This window comes from Novosphingobium sp. 550D (assembly GCF_057401885.1).
In genome coordinates, this window is record NZ_CM171613.1 from 2,272,886 (window position 1) to 2,290,018 (window position 17,133).

12 protein-coding genes and 1 pseudogene are annotated in these 17,133 nt (G+C 63.0%); 7 read left to right on the forward strand and 6 right to left on the reverse strand.

The annotated features are described in order from the left end of the window. Window positions 1–76 precede the first annotated feature (76 nt). Genes AC2S2E_RS10690 through mdoH form a run of 4 tightly spaced genes read left to right on the forward strand, consistent with a single transcriptional unit; the run spans window position 77 to window position 5,391 of the window. The gene (locus AC2S2E_RS10690; protein WP_486522316.1) at window positions 77–940 is read left to right on the forward strand and encodes a TolC family protein; all 864 of its coding nucleotides are present in this window, start codon (window positions 77–79) and stop codon (window positions 938–940) included. Next, window positions 933–2,123, forward strand: coding sequence for an efflux RND transporter periplasmic adaptor subunit (locus AC2S2E_RS10695; RefSeq protein WP_486522318.1), 1,191 nt, complete (start codon window positions 933–935; stop codon window positions 2,121–2,123). The genes AC2S2E_RS10690 and AC2S2E_RS10695 overlap by 8 nt, the downstream gene beginning before the upstream one ends. Beyond that, window positions 2,120–3,622 carry a glucan biosynthesis protein gene (locus AC2S2E_RS10700; protein ID WP_486522319.1) on the forward strand — a complete coding sequence of 501 codons (1,503 nt, stop codon included), beginning with the start codon at window positions 2,120–2,122 and terminating at the stop codon, window positions 3,620–3,622. The genes AC2S2E_RS10695 and AC2S2E_RS10700 overlap by 4 nt, the downstream gene beginning before the upstream one ends. A 38-nt stretch (window positions 3,623–3,660) precedes the next feature. Continuing rightward, on the forward strand, window positions 3,661–5,391 hold the full coding sequence (gene mdoH / locus AC2S2E_RS10705; RefSeq protein WP_486524584.1) for a glucans biosynthesis glucosyltransferase MdoH: 1,731 nt from the start codon (window positions 3,661–3,663) through the stop codon (window positions 5,389–5,391). 81 nt (window positions 5,392–5,472) lie between these two features. On the opposite strand, the gene AC2S2E_RS10710 is transcribed toward mdoH, so the two are convergent. From AC2S2E_RS10710 to AC2S2E_RS10725, 4 genes are all read right to left on the reverse strand, one after another. Further along, on the reverse strand, window positions 5,473–5,970 hold the full coding sequence (locus tag AC2S2E_RS10710; protein WP_476104911.1) for a RidA family protein: 498 nt from the start codon (window positions 5,968–5,970) through the stop codon (window positions 5,473–5,475). Window positions 5,971–6,043: 73 nt separating this feature from the next. Continuing rightward, window positions 6,044–7,363, reverse strand: coding sequence for an APC family permease (locus tag AC2S2E_RS10715; protein ID WP_486522320.1), 1,320 nt, complete (start codon window positions 7,361–7,363; stop codon window positions 6,044–6,046). Between the two features lie 10 nt (window positions 7,364–7,373). Further along, complete coding sequence (gene dacB, locus AC2S2E_RS10720; RefSeq protein WP_486522321.1) at window positions 7,374–8,810, reverse strand: D-alanyl-D-alanine carboxypeptidase/D-alanyl-D-alanine endopeptidase; 1,437 nt, start codon at window positions 8,808–8,810, stop codon at window positions 7,374–7,376. A 13-nt stretch (window positions 8,811–8,823) separates the two neighbouring features. Next, a complete protein-coding gene (locus AC2S2E_RS10725) occupies window positions 8,824–10,875 on the reverse strand; it encodes a M3 family metallopeptidase (RefSeq protein WP_486522322.1) in 2,052 nt (683 codons plus the stop codon). Between the two features lie 140 nt (window positions 10,876–11,015). Here AC2S2E_RS10725 and AC2S2E_RS10730 point away from each other — a divergent pair, with 140 nt between their 5' ends. Both AC2S2E_RS10730 and AC2S2E_RS10735 read left to right on the forward strand, forming a co-directional pair. Then, entirely contained in the window at window positions 11,016–11,480 is a 465-nt protein-coding gene (locus AC2S2E_RS10730; RefSeq protein WP_486522323.1) for a (2Fe-2S)-binding protein, read from the forward strand. A gap of 98 nt (window positions 11,481–11,578) precedes the next feature. Further along, window positions 11,579–13,330 (forward strand): annotated as a pseudogene (locus tag AC2S2E_RS10735) (xanthine dehydrogenase family protein molybdopterin-binding subunit); the annotation flags it as partial. Here the strand turns inward: AC2S2E_RS10735 and AC2S2E_RS10740 are convergent. Continuing rightward, a complete protein-coding gene (locus tag AC2S2E_RS10740; RefSeq protein ID WP_486522324.1) occupies window positions 13,317–14,879 on the reverse strand; it encodes an amino acid permease in 1,563 nt (520 codons plus the stop codon). The pseudogene AC2S2E_RS10735 and the gene AC2S2E_RS10740 overlap by 14 nt on opposite strands. 76 nt (window positions 14,880–14,955) lie before the next feature. Beyond that, window positions 14,956–15,432: a vgr related protein gene (locus AC2S2E_RS10745; protein ID WP_486522325.1), complete on the reverse strand. Its 477-nt coding sequence runs from the start codon at window positions 15,430–15,432 to the stop codon at window positions 14,956–14,958. Between the two features lie 120 nt (window positions 15,433–15,552). Between AC2S2E_RS10745 and AC2S2E_RS10750 the strand changes: the two genes are divergently transcribed. Next, the gene (locus AC2S2E_RS10750) at window positions 15,553–17,124 is read left to right on the forward strand and encodes an amidase (protein ID WP_486522326.1); all 1,572 of its coding nucleotides are present in this window, start codon (window positions 15,553–15,555) and stop codon (window positions 17,122–17,124) included. Window positions 17,125–17,133: the final 9 nt, after the last annotated feature.

The window sequence follows — 17,133 nt, forward strand, 5'->3', positions numbered from 1 at the left end:
CCATGCGCGATGGATGGAGTGGTCTTTGTACCCTGTTCAGCTTTCCTTCTGCTAAGCACGTGGGGTGCACAAACTTATGTTTCCCCAACGCTGGGCCTCTTTCCAAGGGGTTGCTGCGGCGCTCATCCTTGCCTGCGGAGCCTGTACGCCGCAGACGGGCGTTCCTACGCAGGCCGGTTCTTCACAAATTTCAGAAGCTTCCACATCGGGGCCATGGTGGCGCCAATCGGGCGACGCGTTGCTTGATGATATGGTGGCGCAGGCGCTGACATCCATGCCGCCGGTTTGCATGCCGGCGCCCGGCGGGTTTCGCGGCAGGATTCAGAGCGCGCTGCATCACAAGGCCAAGCAAAAGCGCCATGCCGAGGAGGCCGATCGCGCCGCGCAAAGATTGCGCAAGGCCGAAGCGGTGGCCGAGGCCTATCTGCGCCTGCGCGCGTGGCAGGAGCGTTTGACCGCCCGCCATGCGATGATGGCACCATGGGCGGACAATGCCGAAATCGCCCATTTCCGCCATGAAGCCGGACTGGTGCCGGGGCTGGACGAGGATATGGCCGGGGTCATGGTCGGATTGAACGCCACGGACGAGGATGCGGCGCGCAATGCCCGTGACCATGCGCTGGCCGATCTGGCGCGACTGACCGGACAGGATGCGGGTTCGCTGCGCGCAAGGTTGGAAAAGACATCGCCCATGCCGCTTAGCAATGCCGTTACGGCCAAGGGGGATGCCGACGAACTGCTGGCCAAGGCCGAGGCGGTTCTGGCCACGGCGCGCATCGCCTATCGCGGCGGGGCGACAACATTTGCCGCGCTCTATATTGCCGAAGCCAATGTTCTGGCCGCGCGTGAGGCGCAGATCATGGCCGCCCATGCCGCCGCCCTTGCCACCATCCGCCAATGGAGCGAGAAGGGTATGGGCGAGGAGGCGCATTGTGGTTGAACTGTCGCCAACCGATAGTCTGCTGGGCGCGCAAAGGCCCCGGCGGCGGCGCGGACTGGTCGTGCTGTTGCTGGTCCTGCTGGCCGGGTTTGCGGCGCTTTGGCTGTTCACACGCTTTCTGGTGGGGACGGATTCGCCCTATTTCACCGCCCCGGTCGAAAGGGGCGATCTGACGCCCACGCTCTCGCTGCGCGGCACCCTGCATGGCGAAGGCGAGGTGACGATTGCCGCCGCGCAGGATGGCGTGGTGGTCAGCCTGACCTCGCCCGGCGACATGCGGGTCGCGGCGGGGCAGGAACTGGTGGTTCTGGACACCCAGGCCGTTGCCCGCAGCATCGCCGCCAACGAAGCCGCCTTGCAAAGCGCCAAGGAGGCCCAGCAGCGCGCCCAGATCACCCTGCGCGAACATCAGGTGCGGTTGGACCGCTATGAAAGCGTGTGGCGCAAATCGGGCGGCCGGGTGCCTTCGGTCAACGAGATGGAGGGTGCGCGCGCCGATGTTTCACGCGCGCAGATCGATCTGGGCCGGGCGCAGGATGCCATCGCCGAAGGTGAGCGCAAGCTGAAGGAAGACCGCGCCCTGATGGGCAATGCCATCGCGCGGGCGCCTTTTGCGGGCTATCTGGTGGCCTGTTCGGTGGCGCCGGGGCAATGGGTCCATGCGGGGCAACCGCTTTGCACCATCGCGGCCAATCCGGAAAAGCTGATCATGACGGTGCCGATTACGGAAAGCGATGCGGGGCGTCTGGCGGCCAAGGCCGGGGCCTGCGTGTTGATCGATGGCAAGAGCGATGCTGAACGCAGCGCCACGCTGATCCGCATTGACCGTCTGGCCCATGGCGGGCGCGAGGCGGTCTTTGCCCTTGCCCCGCCGGACGCTTCCCAAAACAAGGACAAGCCGGGGGCCAATCTGTTGCCCGGACTGGACGGTTCGGCGCAAATTGATTTGGCCGAACGCGAAAATGTTTTGTTGGTTCCCAATGCCGCGCTCACTTTCAGCCTGCATGGTGAGGAACGCAGTCGCCAAAGCGGCGTTTACGTTTCAGGCAGCGATGGCGCACCGCGTTTCGTTGCCGTCGCGCTGGGGGCCAATGACGGTCGCCGCAGCGAGGTTTTGTCTAGCGCTCTTCAACCGGGCGATCAGGTGATCATCGGTTGGCGGCGCGACCACAAAGGATCATGATGACTTTTGGAATGACCCGCCGGGACGTGGCGAAAAGCGGATTTGGTGCTTTATTGACGGTTTTAGCCGGGAACGCGTGGGCGGCCGGCAAAACCGATGGACGTTTCGGCCCGCCACGGGTTTTTGCATGGGACGATCTGGTCAAACAGGCGCAGATGCGGGCGCGCAAACCCTATGCGCGGCAATTGGCGACCAAGACCGTGCCCGATTTCGACGCCCATGCCCGGTTGAGCTATGAGCCCGCCGATACAATCGCGGGCCGTTTGCGCCTGTTCCCGGCCAAGGGTGATACCGCGCCTGACCGTGTGAACATCCATGTTGTCGAAGGCGGCATGGCGCGCACGGTCATCGATACGCATGGCCTGTTCGGCGGCGGGCAATCGGTCGATGTCGCAGGTTTCCGCGTGCTGGAGACAAAGGGGTGGGGCGACTGGCTGGCTTCGCTTGGCGCGTCCTATTTCCGTGCGGTGGGGCCGACGGGGCAATATGGCCTGTCCGCCCGCGCCGTGGCGGTTGACACCGCCATGCCGGGGCCGGAGGAATTTCCCGCCTTCACCGATTTCTGGATCGAGCAGAAGGGCGAGGATCACCTGTTGATCCATGCCATGGTCGATGGGCCTTCGCTGACCGGTGCCTATGCATTCGATATCCAGCGTTCGGCCAGCGGTGTGGAACATGGCATCCGTGCATCGCTGTTCATCCGGCGCGACATCCGGCGGCTGGGTTTGGCGCCCATCACCAGCATGTATTATTTCGATCAGGCCCAGCGCAACACGCCCGGTGATTGGCGCCCGGAAGTGCATGACAGCGACGGTCTGGCCATCCATACGGGCAGTGGAGAGCGGATCTGGCGCCCGCTGGACAATCCGCCGGGGCCGCGTGTCCATATGCTGCGCGCCGACAGTATGAAGGGCTTTGGCATGATCCAGCGCGATCAGGCCTTTGACCACTATCAGGACGACCTCAATTTCTACAACCGCCGTCCCTCGCTCTGGGTCGAACCGCAGGGGGATTGGGGGCCGGGCGCGGTCATGTTGTACGAGATGAACACGATCTCGGAAAATGTTGATAATATGGCCGCCATGTGGATTTCCGACCGACCGGCGCGGGCCGGTGATCGCCGCGATTTCGCCTATCGCCTGCGTTGGGGACAGGGCGACATGATGGGCGATGGCAATGCCATTTGCGTCGATTACTTCATGGGGCCGGGGGGTATTCCGGGCGGTGATCCGATTGCCGGGGCCACGCGCTATATCTTCGATTTCGCGGGCGCGTCGCTGCGCGGATTGAACCGCGACAGCCATGTCGAGGCGATGACGGATCTGCCCAAGGGGTCGGTATTGTTGAACAATGTCATGCCGGTTGAAGGACAGAAGGATCTGTGGCGCGTGACGCTGGACATTCGCGTTGACGGGTTGAAGCAGAACGAGTTTCGTCTGTTCCTGCGCCGCAATGGCGGGGCGTTGAGCGAGACGGTGATCAAAACGGTGAGGCCGTGATAAACCTGCCCCAACTCCCCCCGGAATCGCCGCTGGAGATGCCGGTACAGGATTTGTTCGGCAATCCTCCGGGCCGGATCGAGGTTTTGACGCGCCCCCACGGCATGGGGATGAAGCGGCTTTTGCTGGCGCTGTTGACGGCGGTTTTGAGTTTGGCCGCGTCCAGCGAACTGCGCGTGCAATTCTCGCTCGACGGGCTGGATTGGTTCGAGGTCGCGCTGCTGATCTGTTTCGTGCCTTTGTTCAGCTGGGTGGCTTTTGGCTTTGTCACCTCGCTGATCGGCTTTATGCAACTGATCAGCGGCGAGCATCCCGGTTTCACCGAAATCCCCAGTCCGGCCAAGGCGTTGCGCCATCGCACCGCCGTCCTGATGCCTGTCTATAACGAAAGCGTCGAGGAAGTCTTTGCCCGCGTCGAGGCGATGGGCCATTCGATTGCCGCATCGGGCGGCGGTCCGTGGATCGACTATTTCATCCTGAGCGATTCTCGCCCCGACCATGGCGCGTTGGAGGAAGCGGCATGGGCCAAGCTGGCGCCGCGCCTGCCGATCCGCCTGTTTTACCGCCGCCGGACGGAAAATACCGAGCGTAAACCCGGCAACATTGCCGAATGGGTCCGACGCTTTGGCGGGGCCTATGAGAATATGCTGGTGCTGGACGCCGACAGTTTGATGAGCGGCCATGCGATTGTCGGCATGGCGGCTATCATGGAGGAGCGTCCATCGGTCGGCCTGTTGCAGACCGTACCGATGATTACCAATGCGCGCACCCTGTTCCAGCGCTGGATGCAATTTGCCAGCGAGGCCTATGGTCCGATCGCTTCGGCGGGGCTGTTGTGGTGGTCGGGGTCGGAGGCCAATTTCTGGGGCCATAATGCGATTGTGCGCACGCGCGCCTTTGCCGAATGCTGCGGATTGCCGCAATTGCCGGGCAATCCGCCCTTTGGCGGGGCGATCCAGAGCCATGACATGTTCGAATCCGCCCTGCTGCGCCGCAGGGGCTGGGCCGTTCACATGATCATGATCGGCGGCAGTTACGAGGAATTCCCGCCCAGCATCGTCGATTTCGCCATCCGCGACCGGCGCTGGATGCAGGGCAATCTGCAACATCTCCAATTGCTGGGCGCATCGGGATTGAGCCTCACGCACCGGTTGCATCTGTTGCTGGGCGCTTCGGCCTATCTGACGTCGCCGGGGTGGTTGCTGCTGGTCATCACCTCGATCCTGCGCATGGGCGCGGCGGGGGAATGGCAGGCGGGCGGCGGTATGCCGCTCAACGTGCTGTGGTTGACGCTGGTGCTGTTGTTCGGGCCAAAGGTGATGGGCGTTTTGTGGATGATGTCGGATGCCAAACGCTCGCGTGAATTTGGCGGGGCGGGGGGCATTTTGCGCTCGGTCGGGTTGGAGGTGGTCTTGTCCATCCTGCTGGCCCCGGTGACGATGGTGACCCAGACCAAGGCGCTAGGGGCGCTGTTGATGGGCGTGCCGTCGGGCTGGAACACACAGGCGCGTGAGGCGCGGCGTTTGCCTGTGCGTGACTTGATCCCGTCCTTACGCGAGCATCTGATATTGGGCGCTCTGTTTGCCGCGGCCTTTTTCTACAGCACAAGCCTTGGCTGGTGGCTTTCTCCGCTGGCGCTGGGCCTTTTGCTCTCGCCATGGCTGATCAGCCTGACCTCGTCCGAGGATCTGGGCGCTTCGGCGGGCCATGCGGGGGTCTTTACCGTGCCGACACCCGAAATCGTCGATCCGACCGGGCCGAAGGAATAATCCACCGGGCACAAAAAAGGGGCGGCAGGGAGGAAATCCCCGCCGCCCCTTTTTTTGTTGGGTCGATTACTTCTTGCCGGATTACTTCTTGGGCGTCTTGGCGGCGGTCGCCTCGATTTCCACCAAGAAGGCCGGACCGGCAAGAGCGGCAACCTGCACCACCGAACGAGCCGACTTGTTGGGCTGGGTGGCGGTGCCGAAGAACTGGCTATAGGCTTCGTTGAAACCCTTGAAGTCCAGCTTGCCGCCATTGGCCGGATCGCCGACCAGGAACACCGTCAGCTTGATCACGTCCGACATTTCATAACCCTGCGCCTTGAGCAGGGCTTCGATTTTCTTGAACGTGCTGATCGCCTGCGTCTTGGTGTCGCCATAGGTGGCGATGGCGTCGGGGGCGCCGCCCTGAACGACGGGCGCAGGGACCTGACCCGACAGGATCAGCATGTCGGCCTTGGCCGGAACGAACACGCCCGCCAGAATGGGCGAGGTCGCGCCGCCGGGGATGCGGGTGACATCCTGCGCGTGGCCCGCGGCGGGCAGGGCGGCAAGGAGGGCGGCGGCGGTCAAAAGGCGTTTCATGTTTTCTGCTCCTGAAAGAAGGATGGCGCCTTTTGGCACGGCAACATGACCGCGCCAAGACCGGGCTAAAGCGCTATTTTGCGTATGCATGCGCGCGCCGGCGCAAAAGAAAGTCCAGCCCCGCACCCATCGCCAGAACCAGCGCGCCAAACACCGCGCCCATCCCCAACTGAACAAAGGAGGCATAGAGCATATAGGCCGCCAGCATCAGGAACAGCACAGGGAACAACGGAAACAGAGGCGTCTTGACCGGGCGGGGCAGATCGGGATGGATGATCCGCAACCGGATCGCGGCGGCCATGCCCATGCCGATGAACAGCCAGTAGACCGGCGTCATGTAATCCACCATCGCATTAAACCCGCTGCCTGTCAGCGCGGAAAGCAGGGTCAGCAACAGCGACACCCCGCCCACGGCCAGCGCCGCGCGCGTTGGCGTTCCGCGCGTGGGATGCCAATGGGCAAGGTGGCCAAGGCCGGGATGATCGCGGGCGGCCGCATAGGTGGTGCGCGCACAAACGATGATGGTGGAATTGATACTGGCCACCGCCGAAATGCCCACCACCACCATGATCAGCATTTGTCCGGGCCAACCAAAGGCCATGCGCGCCAGATCCGCCGCCGGGGCCACGGAATAGGCCAGCGCACGTTCACCCAGCCCCCGCATCAGCGCCCAGTTGAGCGCGACATAGATCACGCCCAGCAGGCTGATCGATCCGATGACGGCGATGAACATACCGCGCCGCCCGGATCGCACCTCGGCCGACAGGGTGGCCGCATCGCTCCACCCGCCATAGGCAAGGAAGATGTAGATCAGCGCCACGGCGATTTTGCCCATGTCGGGTCGCGGCGCGTCGGGCATCAGGGGCGCGGCGGGCATAATTGCGCCCGCCAGAATGACGCTGATGAAACCCAGCGCGACCATTACCACCAGCGCTGCCTGCGTCAGAAAGCCCAGCCGGACATGGGCGATGTTCAACCCCGTCATCGCCATCACCAGCCCGACCGAGAGCATCAGCCGCCCGCCCGCGCCCAGTCCCAGCGGCGCACCAATATAGTCCGCGGCCAGATGCGCCATCAGCGCGACCCATCCGGTATGCATGATGGCAAAGCGCGACCACGCGTAAAGCGTGCCCACCCTTTCGCCCCATGCGCGGCGGATAAAGCTGTATTCGCCCCCGGCATCGGGAAAGGCGGCGGCCATTTCGACATAGGACAATCCGCCGATGATCGAAATCACTGCGCCCGCCACCCACAGGCCAAGGAAGTTCCAGTGGCCGATTGAGGCGACAATCGTCGGCGCGGTTTTCAGCGCATCGGTGGACATGATCATGCCCAGCGCCAGCAGCATCGCGTGCAGGCTGTGAAGGTGCCGTTGCGGCTGATGGATACTCATGAAACGCCCGTTAGTTGGCCGATGCGATCAGCGCCAGTGCCTCGTCCATCGCGGGCAGAACCGAAGGCGCGCCCGAAGGCCGGTCATTGGCGTAAATGGCAAAGACCAGTTCGCGCCCGCTGGCCGTGGTCAGATATCCGGCCAGCGCATTAGCGGCCAGCAGGGTTCCGGTCTTGGCAAAGACCTTGCCCTGAAGAAGCGGGTTTTTCATCCGGCGGCCAATCGTGCCATCCACCCCGCCGATGGGCAGGGTCTTGCGCCACTGTGCCGCCCAAGGTTGCGCATCGACCCAGTGCAGATATTGCACCATTGCGCGCGGGGTGATGCGATTGTCGGGCGAGAGGCCAGATCCGTCATAGAAATCATGCGTCCAGTCGGCCAGTCCGGCGCGGGCGATGGTCTGGTTCAACACGATGCGGCCTGCGGGCGTCGTGGGCGGCAGGCCCTGCGTCAAAGCCAGCTTTTTCAGGAACAGATGGGCGTGCAGGTTCTGGCTGACCTTTGACGTAATGGTCAGATCCTCGATCAGATCAGGCGGGGTGAGGGTGGCAAGGTCGGGCGCTGTTGCGGCGGGCGTGACCGGTGCCGGGATCAGATCCACCGGCCCCATCGGCGCATGGCGGGCGCGGGGCTTGCCCGCAACCTTTACCCCGCGTTCGCGCAGCAATTGGGCCAGACGGATCGCGGCATAATCGGCCGGATCGTCAATGTCGAAATCCAGCCTCTGCTCCTTGCCGCCAAGGGGCAGTGAGCCCAGCAGGCGGATCTGCCGCGTGCCCGGAACCATGTCGACCATGACTTCGGCACGGGAATCGGCGGGGCCGGTGGTGATCTGGTTGATGATTTCCATTTCCGGCGCGTTGATTTCCAGCGCGGCTCGGCCCGGCGCGCCCACGGCCTCGCCCGGATTGGCCAGAATCACCAATTCATTGTCATTGATGGTCAGCGCCGAGATTTGCGTGCGCGTGCCGGGCCGGATGCGATCCGAAATGACCCAGCGGTCATAAGGCATGAAAGTATCGTCACCGATCACATCGCCCACGCGCTTGACCCCACCCGCTACGACTGCATCGGCCAGAGCGGCAAGGCAATCCTTCGCGCAATCGGGCGTGTCCTTCATCATCGCATCGCCGCGCCCGACGATGACGATATTCTTTCGGCCATGATCCTCCTCGATCCGCACGCCATTGCCCGCATTGGGAAAGGGCGCGCGAGACATGGCGTCAAACACGGCGGTCGTCACAAAGACCTTGGTGTTCGATGCGGGTTGAAACCTTTCATCCGGCGCGATGGAGGCGATGACATGGCCTTCCTTATCCTCGACCCGGACGCCCCAGCGGGTGCCCTCGATGGCGGGTTTGGCAAGGATGGCGCGGATTTGCGATTCCAGATCGGCGGCCATGGCCGGAGTTGAAAGCGCCAGAAGCGGCAAGAACCAGAAACGCATCACTTATCCCCGCTCACTTATCTTTCGCCAATTCGGCCTTGTAGGCGTCCAGACTGATCGGACGGCCCAGAAAATCCTGCACCAGTTGCGCGGCCGGCTTGCTGCCCCCCGGCGCCAGCACCAGATTGCGATAGCGCGTGGCCGTGGCCCGATCATGCAATCCGTTCTTCGCAAACTGGCTGAAAAGGTCGAGCGCAATCACCTTTGACCAGCGATAGGTGTAATAGACCGCCGAATAGCCGACCAGATGGCCGAAACTGTCCTGAAATTGCGAAAATTCGGGCGGGGGCAGGATGGCATAGGCCCCGTCCAGCCGCCGCGTTGCCGCGCCCAGATCGGCGGGCGCGGGCCCTTTGTGCAGGCCCAGCGAGATATTGCTGAAACCCAATTGCCGCATATCCTGCATGCCCAGATCGAAGTAACGCGCCCGGTTCATCTTTTCCACCAGATCGCGCGGGATCACCTCGCCCGCATCATTGATGGCAAAGCGTTTGAGCGTGTCGTAATCGTAAACCCATTCCTCCAGCATCTGTGAAGGCGCCTCGACAAAGTCCCATTCGGTCGAAACCCCGCTTTGCCCGGCCCAGCGCGCCGATTGCCCGCCAAAGATGTGGTGCAGCATATGGCCGAATTCGTGGAGGAAGGTTTCCACGTCATGATGCTCCATCAATCCGCCATTGGCCCCGCCGGTCGACACATTCATCACCAAAGCGCCGACGGGCACGCTGACGCCTTTTATGCCCGCCTCCCTTATTCCGGGACGTAGGGGGACGGCATTGGCATGTTCATATTTGCCGGGGCGGGGGTGGGAATCGAAATAGAAGCGGCCAATGACCTGTCCCTTTTCGACCATTTCATAGGCTTCGACATCCTTGTCCCACACCGCCGTTTTCCACGGACGGATGGTCACGTCGAACAATTCCTGCGTCAGCGCCAGAATGCCGTCGCGCACCCGATTATACGCGAAATAGGGGCGCAGTGCCGATCGGTCGAAGGCATAATCGGCCTTGGCCACCTGATTGGTCAGGAAATTGTTGTTCCACGCGCCATAGGATGTCGCGCCGGGATGGTCGCCCTGCCACAGTTTCAATTTGCGGTCATAGTCGCGCATCCCGACCGGCCGCGCGACCGCCGCCATGTCGGACAGCAAGCCATCCACCTTGGCGGGCGTATCCAGCATCTTGTCTTCCAGCACCAGCGCCGCATGGTTCGGGCGGCCCAGAAGCGTGGCCAGTTGTTGACGCAGGTTGAGGATTTCGGTCAGCCGCGCGTCATTTTCCGGATAGGCTCGCGTGACATTGGCCTCATACAACCGCTTTTTCAGGTCTTCGGATCGCGCATAGCCCATGACCGGCACGATGTCGGTGTAATCGGTGGACAGGGTGATTTTGCCATCCGCGCCGGGCTTGTGGCTGGCTATGAAATCGGCGGGCATGCCGGACAATTCGTCGGGTGTGGCCGAAACCGTGCGGCGGCCATCGGCAATCGCCTTTTCAAACGCCGTGCCGACCTCGGAAATCCGGTCGGACAATTTGCGTGCTTCCTCGCGCTGTTTTTCGGGCAAGGCCACGCCTGACCGCTCAAACCCTTGCAAGGTCCGGGTCAGATAGAGTTGCGTCGGCGCGTCCAGGCCCTTTTGCGGAATGGCTTTCAACCGGTCATACATCGGGCGCGACAGGGACAGGGCATTGCCCGCTTGTGACAGGCGCACCTCACACGCCGCCCCGGCATCGCGCCGCGCGGCATCGGCCATGACTTCGCGATAGAGGCCATATTCACCAGCGCCGCCCGACAGAACCTGCGACAGGTCATCATAGCGTTGCAGCGTGGCTAGCGTTGCCGGCCCCTTTTCCGCCTCCAACTGCTTCTGCCGCCGGGTGACTTCGGCAAGGATCGTGTCGCAGCGCTTGTTCAACACATCGGCATTGGCCGCATCGGCCATCACGCCCCCCAGAAAGGCGACTGGCCCCGCGGCTGCTTTTACCGGCGCGGCGACGGCGGGTGCGGCGATCAGGGCGGAAAGTGTGACCATTCCGGCCATGGGCAGGCTCAATTTGCGGCGCATGGTAACATTCCCCCTCGATCAAACAGGCGCGCGATCATTGCAGAAGGACGCGCCGCGGCAAAGAGGCAAACCCGCGCCAACTTTGCGTATTTTCGCCCTTATGCGCCTTGGTTTAGCATCCGCCCCAAGGGGGAATTGTCATGCCGATCATCTTGAGTGTGAATGGGCAAAAACACAGCGTGGACAACAGTGCCGCGGATGTGCCGCTCTTGTGGGTTTTGCGCGATATAGTCGGCATGACGGGCACGAAATTCGGTTGCGGCGTCGGGCTTTGCGGGGCCTGCGGCGTGTTGATCGGTGGGCAACGCTATTTCAGTTGCCAGACGCCTTTGCGCGCGGTGATCGGACAGGATGTCACCACGATCGAGGGGCTGGGCGATGATCCCCAGGGCGCCGCGCTGCAAAAGGCGTGGGATGAGGTTGATGTGGTCCAATGCGGATATTGCCAACCGGGGCAATTGATCGCGGCCTGCGCGCTGTTGAAGGCCAATCCCAAACCCGATGATGCCGCGATTGACGAAGGGATGAGCGGTAATCTGTGCCGTTGCGGCACCTATCCGCGCATTCGCAAGGCGGTGAAACTGGCGGCGGGAGGCGTAAAATGAGCGAGGGTGGAATTTCACGCCGCACCATGTTGCAGGGCGCGGCGGCGGTTGGCGCGGCCTTGGTGGTGCCGGTTGCGCGCGGGGCCGGTGGTGGCGGGATGCTGGCGGCCAATGGCTATATCTCGATTACGGCGCAGGGCGTGGAACTGGCCTTGCCCAAGACCGAGATGGGGCAGGGGGTGATCACCTCGCTCTCCATGCTGGTGGCCGAGGAGATCGGCGTCGGTCTGGACAAGGTGCGGGTCAGCATCCCCGATGGCGACGCGGCCCGATTTGCGCCGATCATTCAGGAAACCGGCGGTTCGACCTCTATCCGCGAAGTGTACAAGCCGATGCGGCAGGCCGCCGCCCGTGCGCGCGTGGCTTTGATTGAGGCAGCGGCGCGGCAATGGGGTGTTGCGCCGGGCCTGTGCGATTTGGTCGACGGTGCGGTGGTGTCGGGCAAACGGCGTATCCCCATGGGAGAACTGATCGCCGGGGCGGTTTTGCCCAAGGACGCCCCCCTGCGCCAGAACCTGCGCCTGATCGGAAAGCCCACGCGCCGGATGGACAGCCGCGCCAAGATCACCGGCGCGACGCAATTCGGCATCGATTTCCGTCTGCCGGGGATGAAGGTCGCGACGCTGGCGCAATGCCCGATCTATGGCGGCATGCTGGCGGGGTTGGATGAAAAGGCGGCGCTGGCCGTGCCGGGCGTGGTCAAAGTGGTGAAGGGGCGCGACGTCGTTTTTGTCGTGGCCGATCATTATTGGGCCGCGATACAAGGCTATGTGGCGGCCAATGTGCAATGGGCGGCGGGGCCAAAACCGGCCGAACAGGGCGCGATTGTCGCCGATCTTGACGCCGCGCTGGAACGGCCCGGCCATTCGGCCAAGTCACAGGGCGACCTGAAAGCCGCGCATGGGCGCGAAATTTCCGCCACCTATCACCAGCCATTTCTGGCCCATGCCGCGATGGAGCCTTTGGCCTGCACCATCCATGTCACGGAAAAAGGCTGCGAAATCTGGTCCGGGTCGCAGGTGCCGTCTCAGGCGCGGAGCGATGCGGCCAAGGCTTTGGGGATCGGTGAGGAGAAAGTTACTTTTCACAACTTTCAAATGGGCGGGGGTTTCGGGCGACGTCTGGAAACCGACATGGTGCTGCGCGCAGTCGAATTGGGGCGGGCTGTACCCTATCCTGTCAAACTGGTGTGGAGCCGCGAGGAAGATGTCCAGCACGACATGTTTCGCCCTGCCTATGCCGACCGGATCAGCGCGAAGGTCGATGAAAAGGGGCGGCCCGTTGCATGGGAACACCGCATCGCCGGTTCATCGATTATGGCCCGTTTGATGGGCGACGGGTTCAAGGGCGTGGATGGCGATGCGATCGAAGGCGCTGTGGAAATGCCCTATGCCGTCCCGGCCCATCACGTCACGTTTCAACAGGTGGAAAGCGCGGTCCCGACCAGTTGGTGGCGCGGGGTGGGCGGCTTGCGCTCATGCTTTGTGGTGGAAAGCTTTATCGATGAGCTGGCCCATGGCGCGGGGGCGGATCCGCTGGCCTATCGGCTGGCCCTGATGGAGGATGCGCGCAGCCGTGCCGTCTTGACCCGCGCCGCGAAAGAGGCCGGATGGGGCCGCGCCTTGCCGCCGGGGCATGGTATGGGGATGGCCGTGCTGAAACTATGGGGCACGCATATTGCCGCGGTGGTCGAGGCCAAGGTGGATGAGGGACAGATCAGCGTGCCGCGTGTGACGGTTGCGGTGGATTGCGGGCTGGCGATCAACCCTCTGGGCATAGAGGCGCAGGTGGAGAGCGGGGTGGTGTTCGGCCTTTCGGCGGCGCTGTTCGGCGAAATCACCATGAAGGGCGGGATGGCAGAGCAGTCGAATTACCACGACTTTCGCATCCTGCGCATGAATGAGGCGCCGCGCATCGCGATCCACCTGATCCCGAGTCAGGCCGATCCGGGCGGCATGGGCGAACCGCCCTGTGCGGTGGTGGCACCGGCTTTGGCCAATGCGGTCTTTGCCGCCACGGGTCAGAGGATGCGCAAATTGCCCCTGATGGCCTGAAATCAGGCGCGCCGGTTTCGCCACCACGCGAAACCGCAATGCCCAGCGTGACAAGGCTGCTGATCAATTCCACCCGGCGGGCGGGGGCAAACATCATCGCCACCAGAATGCTCAGGATCGCGGCCAGCGTGGCATAGGAAAGCCATGGGAACAGCCACATGCGGATGGGCATCTGTTCACGGCCCTCCGCCTCGATCCGGCGGCGCTGGATAATCTGGGCCAGACCGACGGCGAAATAGACAAACAGCATTAGCGCGCCCGATGCGTTCACCAGAAAAGAGAACACCAGTTCGGGCGAGATCACCGATGCGGCCAGCGCCAGATAGCCAAAAAGACTGGCAATCAGGATGGCGCGGGCGGGCACCTTGCGCTTGTTCACCGCCACCAGCCATGCGGGGGCGTCCCCCTTGTCGGCCAGTACAAACAGCACGCGGCTGGTCACATACATGCCCGAATTGAGGCAGGAGAGCACCGCCACCAGCACGACAAGGTTCATCAGAAACTCGGCATGGGGGATCGCCATGTGGCCAAGGGCAATGGCAAAAGGTGACGTTCCCGGCACAATGTCCGTCCACGGCATGACCGCCACGATCAACAGCAGCGAAAGCACGTAAAACAGGATGATCCGGGCCGCCACGCTGCTGGTGATGCGGGCGATGGTGCGGGCCGGTTCATGCGATTCGGCCGCCGCCACGGTCGCGATTTCCGCCCCCGTCAGGGCAAAGATCACGCTGGCCGTGCCCGCCAGAACCGCGCCCCACCCCTTTGGGGCAAAGCCGCCATGGGCGCTCAGGTTGCTCCACGTCGGGCCGGTGGGCGATGTCAGGCCAAAGACCCAGACCCCGGCAATCGCGATAAAGGCGACAATGGCGATCACCTTCATCAGCGAGAACCAATATTCAAACTCGCCATAGGACCGGGTGGACATCAGGTTCACCCCCGTCAACATGCCCAGCAAAGCGACGCCAATCGCCCAGACCGGCGCGTCGATCCATAAATGCAGGATCTTGGCCCCTGCAATCGCCTCGATCGGCACGACGATGACCCAGAAATACCAATAGAGCCAGCCGCAAATGAACCCCGCGCGCGGCCCCAGCACATCGCGCACCAGTTCGGTGAACGCACCAAGGCCGGGGCGCAGGGCGGCCATTTCGGCCATCATCCGCATGACCATCAAAACCACCGTCCCGGCCAAGGCATAGGACATGACCACTGCCGGGCCGACTTGCGCAATCGAACTGGACGATCCGACGAAAAGCCCCGCACCGATGATGCCCCCGATGGCAATCATCGAGACATGGCGCGATTTCAAGGCGGCCTGAAGCTGATTATCCTGCGCGGCCAAGCAAGTTCCCCCTGACACCGATCCTGATGCCGAATGAACAGCCAGGATCGGGCCGGGTCAAGCCCCGCGCGATACGCTATTTGCCCCGGCCAAAAGGTATCAGCCGTTCCAGATCGGCAAGGCGCGGTGCATCTTCCCATTGCGCACCATGGCGCAGCAGGAATGTGTGGCGGATGATTTCGGCTTGTTGCTCAATATTGTAATCGGCAAAGGTTCTGGCCGGGTGCAAATCGTAATCGTATCGACAGAAGGGCAGCCGTCGGAGGAGCAGGTTGATGCCCGCCTGATGCTGCCAAACATGGGCCATTTCGTGGATGAACAGCCCTTGCGCCGCCAATGTGCCATGGCCGAAACAGGGGTGCCAGAGCGGGCTTTCGGGATGGAAATGCAGCGATCCGCGCGGCGCCATCACCACATTGCGCGGTTGAAGCCACCACCATCGGCGGCGATGCACCCGCACCGGACCGGGATCGACCGCATCCCCGAACATATCTGCCACAAGGCCTTTTTCAGCCAAGGTCAGCGGGCGGGAAGTGGGAAGCGCATCGTCCATGGATCGGCATATGGCGATTGTCGCGCCGCGGTGCCAGCCTGAGCCACCAACTTTGCCCAATTGACGCATTGCGCCTGTGCTTTGTTGGGATAGACTTTGACGCGAACCAAAGGGGGCGAGATGAAATTTCACTGGATCGCATGGGCCGCCGTGATCGCGCCCTCTGCACAGGCGGCAACCACGGTGGAGGAAGTGCCGCTGTCGGAAATTTCCGCCCAATTGGCCAATCGGACGATCAGCAGCGAGGGTGTGACCGCCGCTTATCTGGAACGCATCGCCGCGATGGACCGCAAGGGGCCGCAATTGCGCGCCATTCTGGCGGTGAACCCGGACGCCATCGCACAGGCCCGCGCATCGGACGCGCGGCGCAAGGCGGGCAAGGCTTTGGGGCCGCTTGATGGTGTGCCCATCCTGATCAAGGACAATATCGAGACGCAGGACCCTGTTGCCACCACGGCGGGCAGTCTGGCGCTGCGTGACAATGTCAGCGGGCGTGACGCGCCGGTTGTGGCTTTGCTGCGCGGGGCGGGGGCCGTGATCCTTGCCAAGACGAACCTTTCGGAATGGGCCAATATTCGCTCCAACCACTCGATTTCGGGGTGGAGCGGTATGGGCGGACAGGTGCGCAACCCCTATGCACTGGACCGCAGCCCCTGCGGATCGTCCAGCGGCACGGGCGCGGGCGTCGCGGCCAGTTTTGGCGCGGGCGGATTGGGCACGGAAACCGATGGGTCGGTGGTGTGCCCGTCCTCGCTCAATGGGTTGGTGGGGTTGAAACCGACCGTGGGCTTGGTAAGCCGCACCCATGTCGTGCCCATCAGCCACAGCCAGGACACCCCTGGCCCAATGGCGCGCAGCGTGCGTGATGTGGCCATGCTGTTTTCCGCCATGGTGGGGCGTGATGAACGTGATCCCGCCACCGCCGATGCCGATACCCACAAACAGGATTTCGCCGTAGCCTTGGACAGCGCCAGTCTGAAAGGGGTGCGGATCGCCTATTACCGCCCGGTGATGATCGCCGCCTTGGCCCAGCGGTTTGACGCCGCGCTGGAAGTGCTGAAAGCGCAAGGGGCCGAATTGGTCGAGGTGCAGCGGCCCGCTTTGGAAGGGTTGAGTCAGGCCGAACATGATGTGTTGCGCACAGAGTTGAAGGCCGATCTCAACGCTTACCTGTTTACGTCGACCACAGCGGTCAAGACGCGCAGTCTGGCCGAGGTGATTGCGTTTAACAAGGCGAATGCGGCGGCGGAAATGCCGTTGTTCGCGCAGGAAAGTTTTGAAGAGGCCGAGACGACGCGCGGGGTAAATGACGCCGAATATCTGGGCGCGCGGGCGAAATCGCTCCGGCTGGCCGCGCGCGAAGGGTTGGATGTGATGTTGGCCAAGGCCGATATTCTGGTGCAGCCGACAACGGGGCCAGCGTGGTTGATCGACCCGATCTATACCGACCAAGGGCGCGGGCCGTCGGCCAGCGGGCTTCCGGCGGTGTCGGGCTATCCGCATCTGACCGTGCCGATGGGGCTGGTGGGCGGATTGCCGGTGGGCCTGTCCTTTATCGCGCGGCCCTATGAAGAGGGTAAATTGCTGGGCGCGGGCTATGTCTATGAACAGGCGGCCAAGGCCCGCTTCGCGCCGACCTATCGCGCGACGGTGGATATGGGCGCGGCGTTCAAGGGCGCGGTAGAACCATAGGGCGGGGCG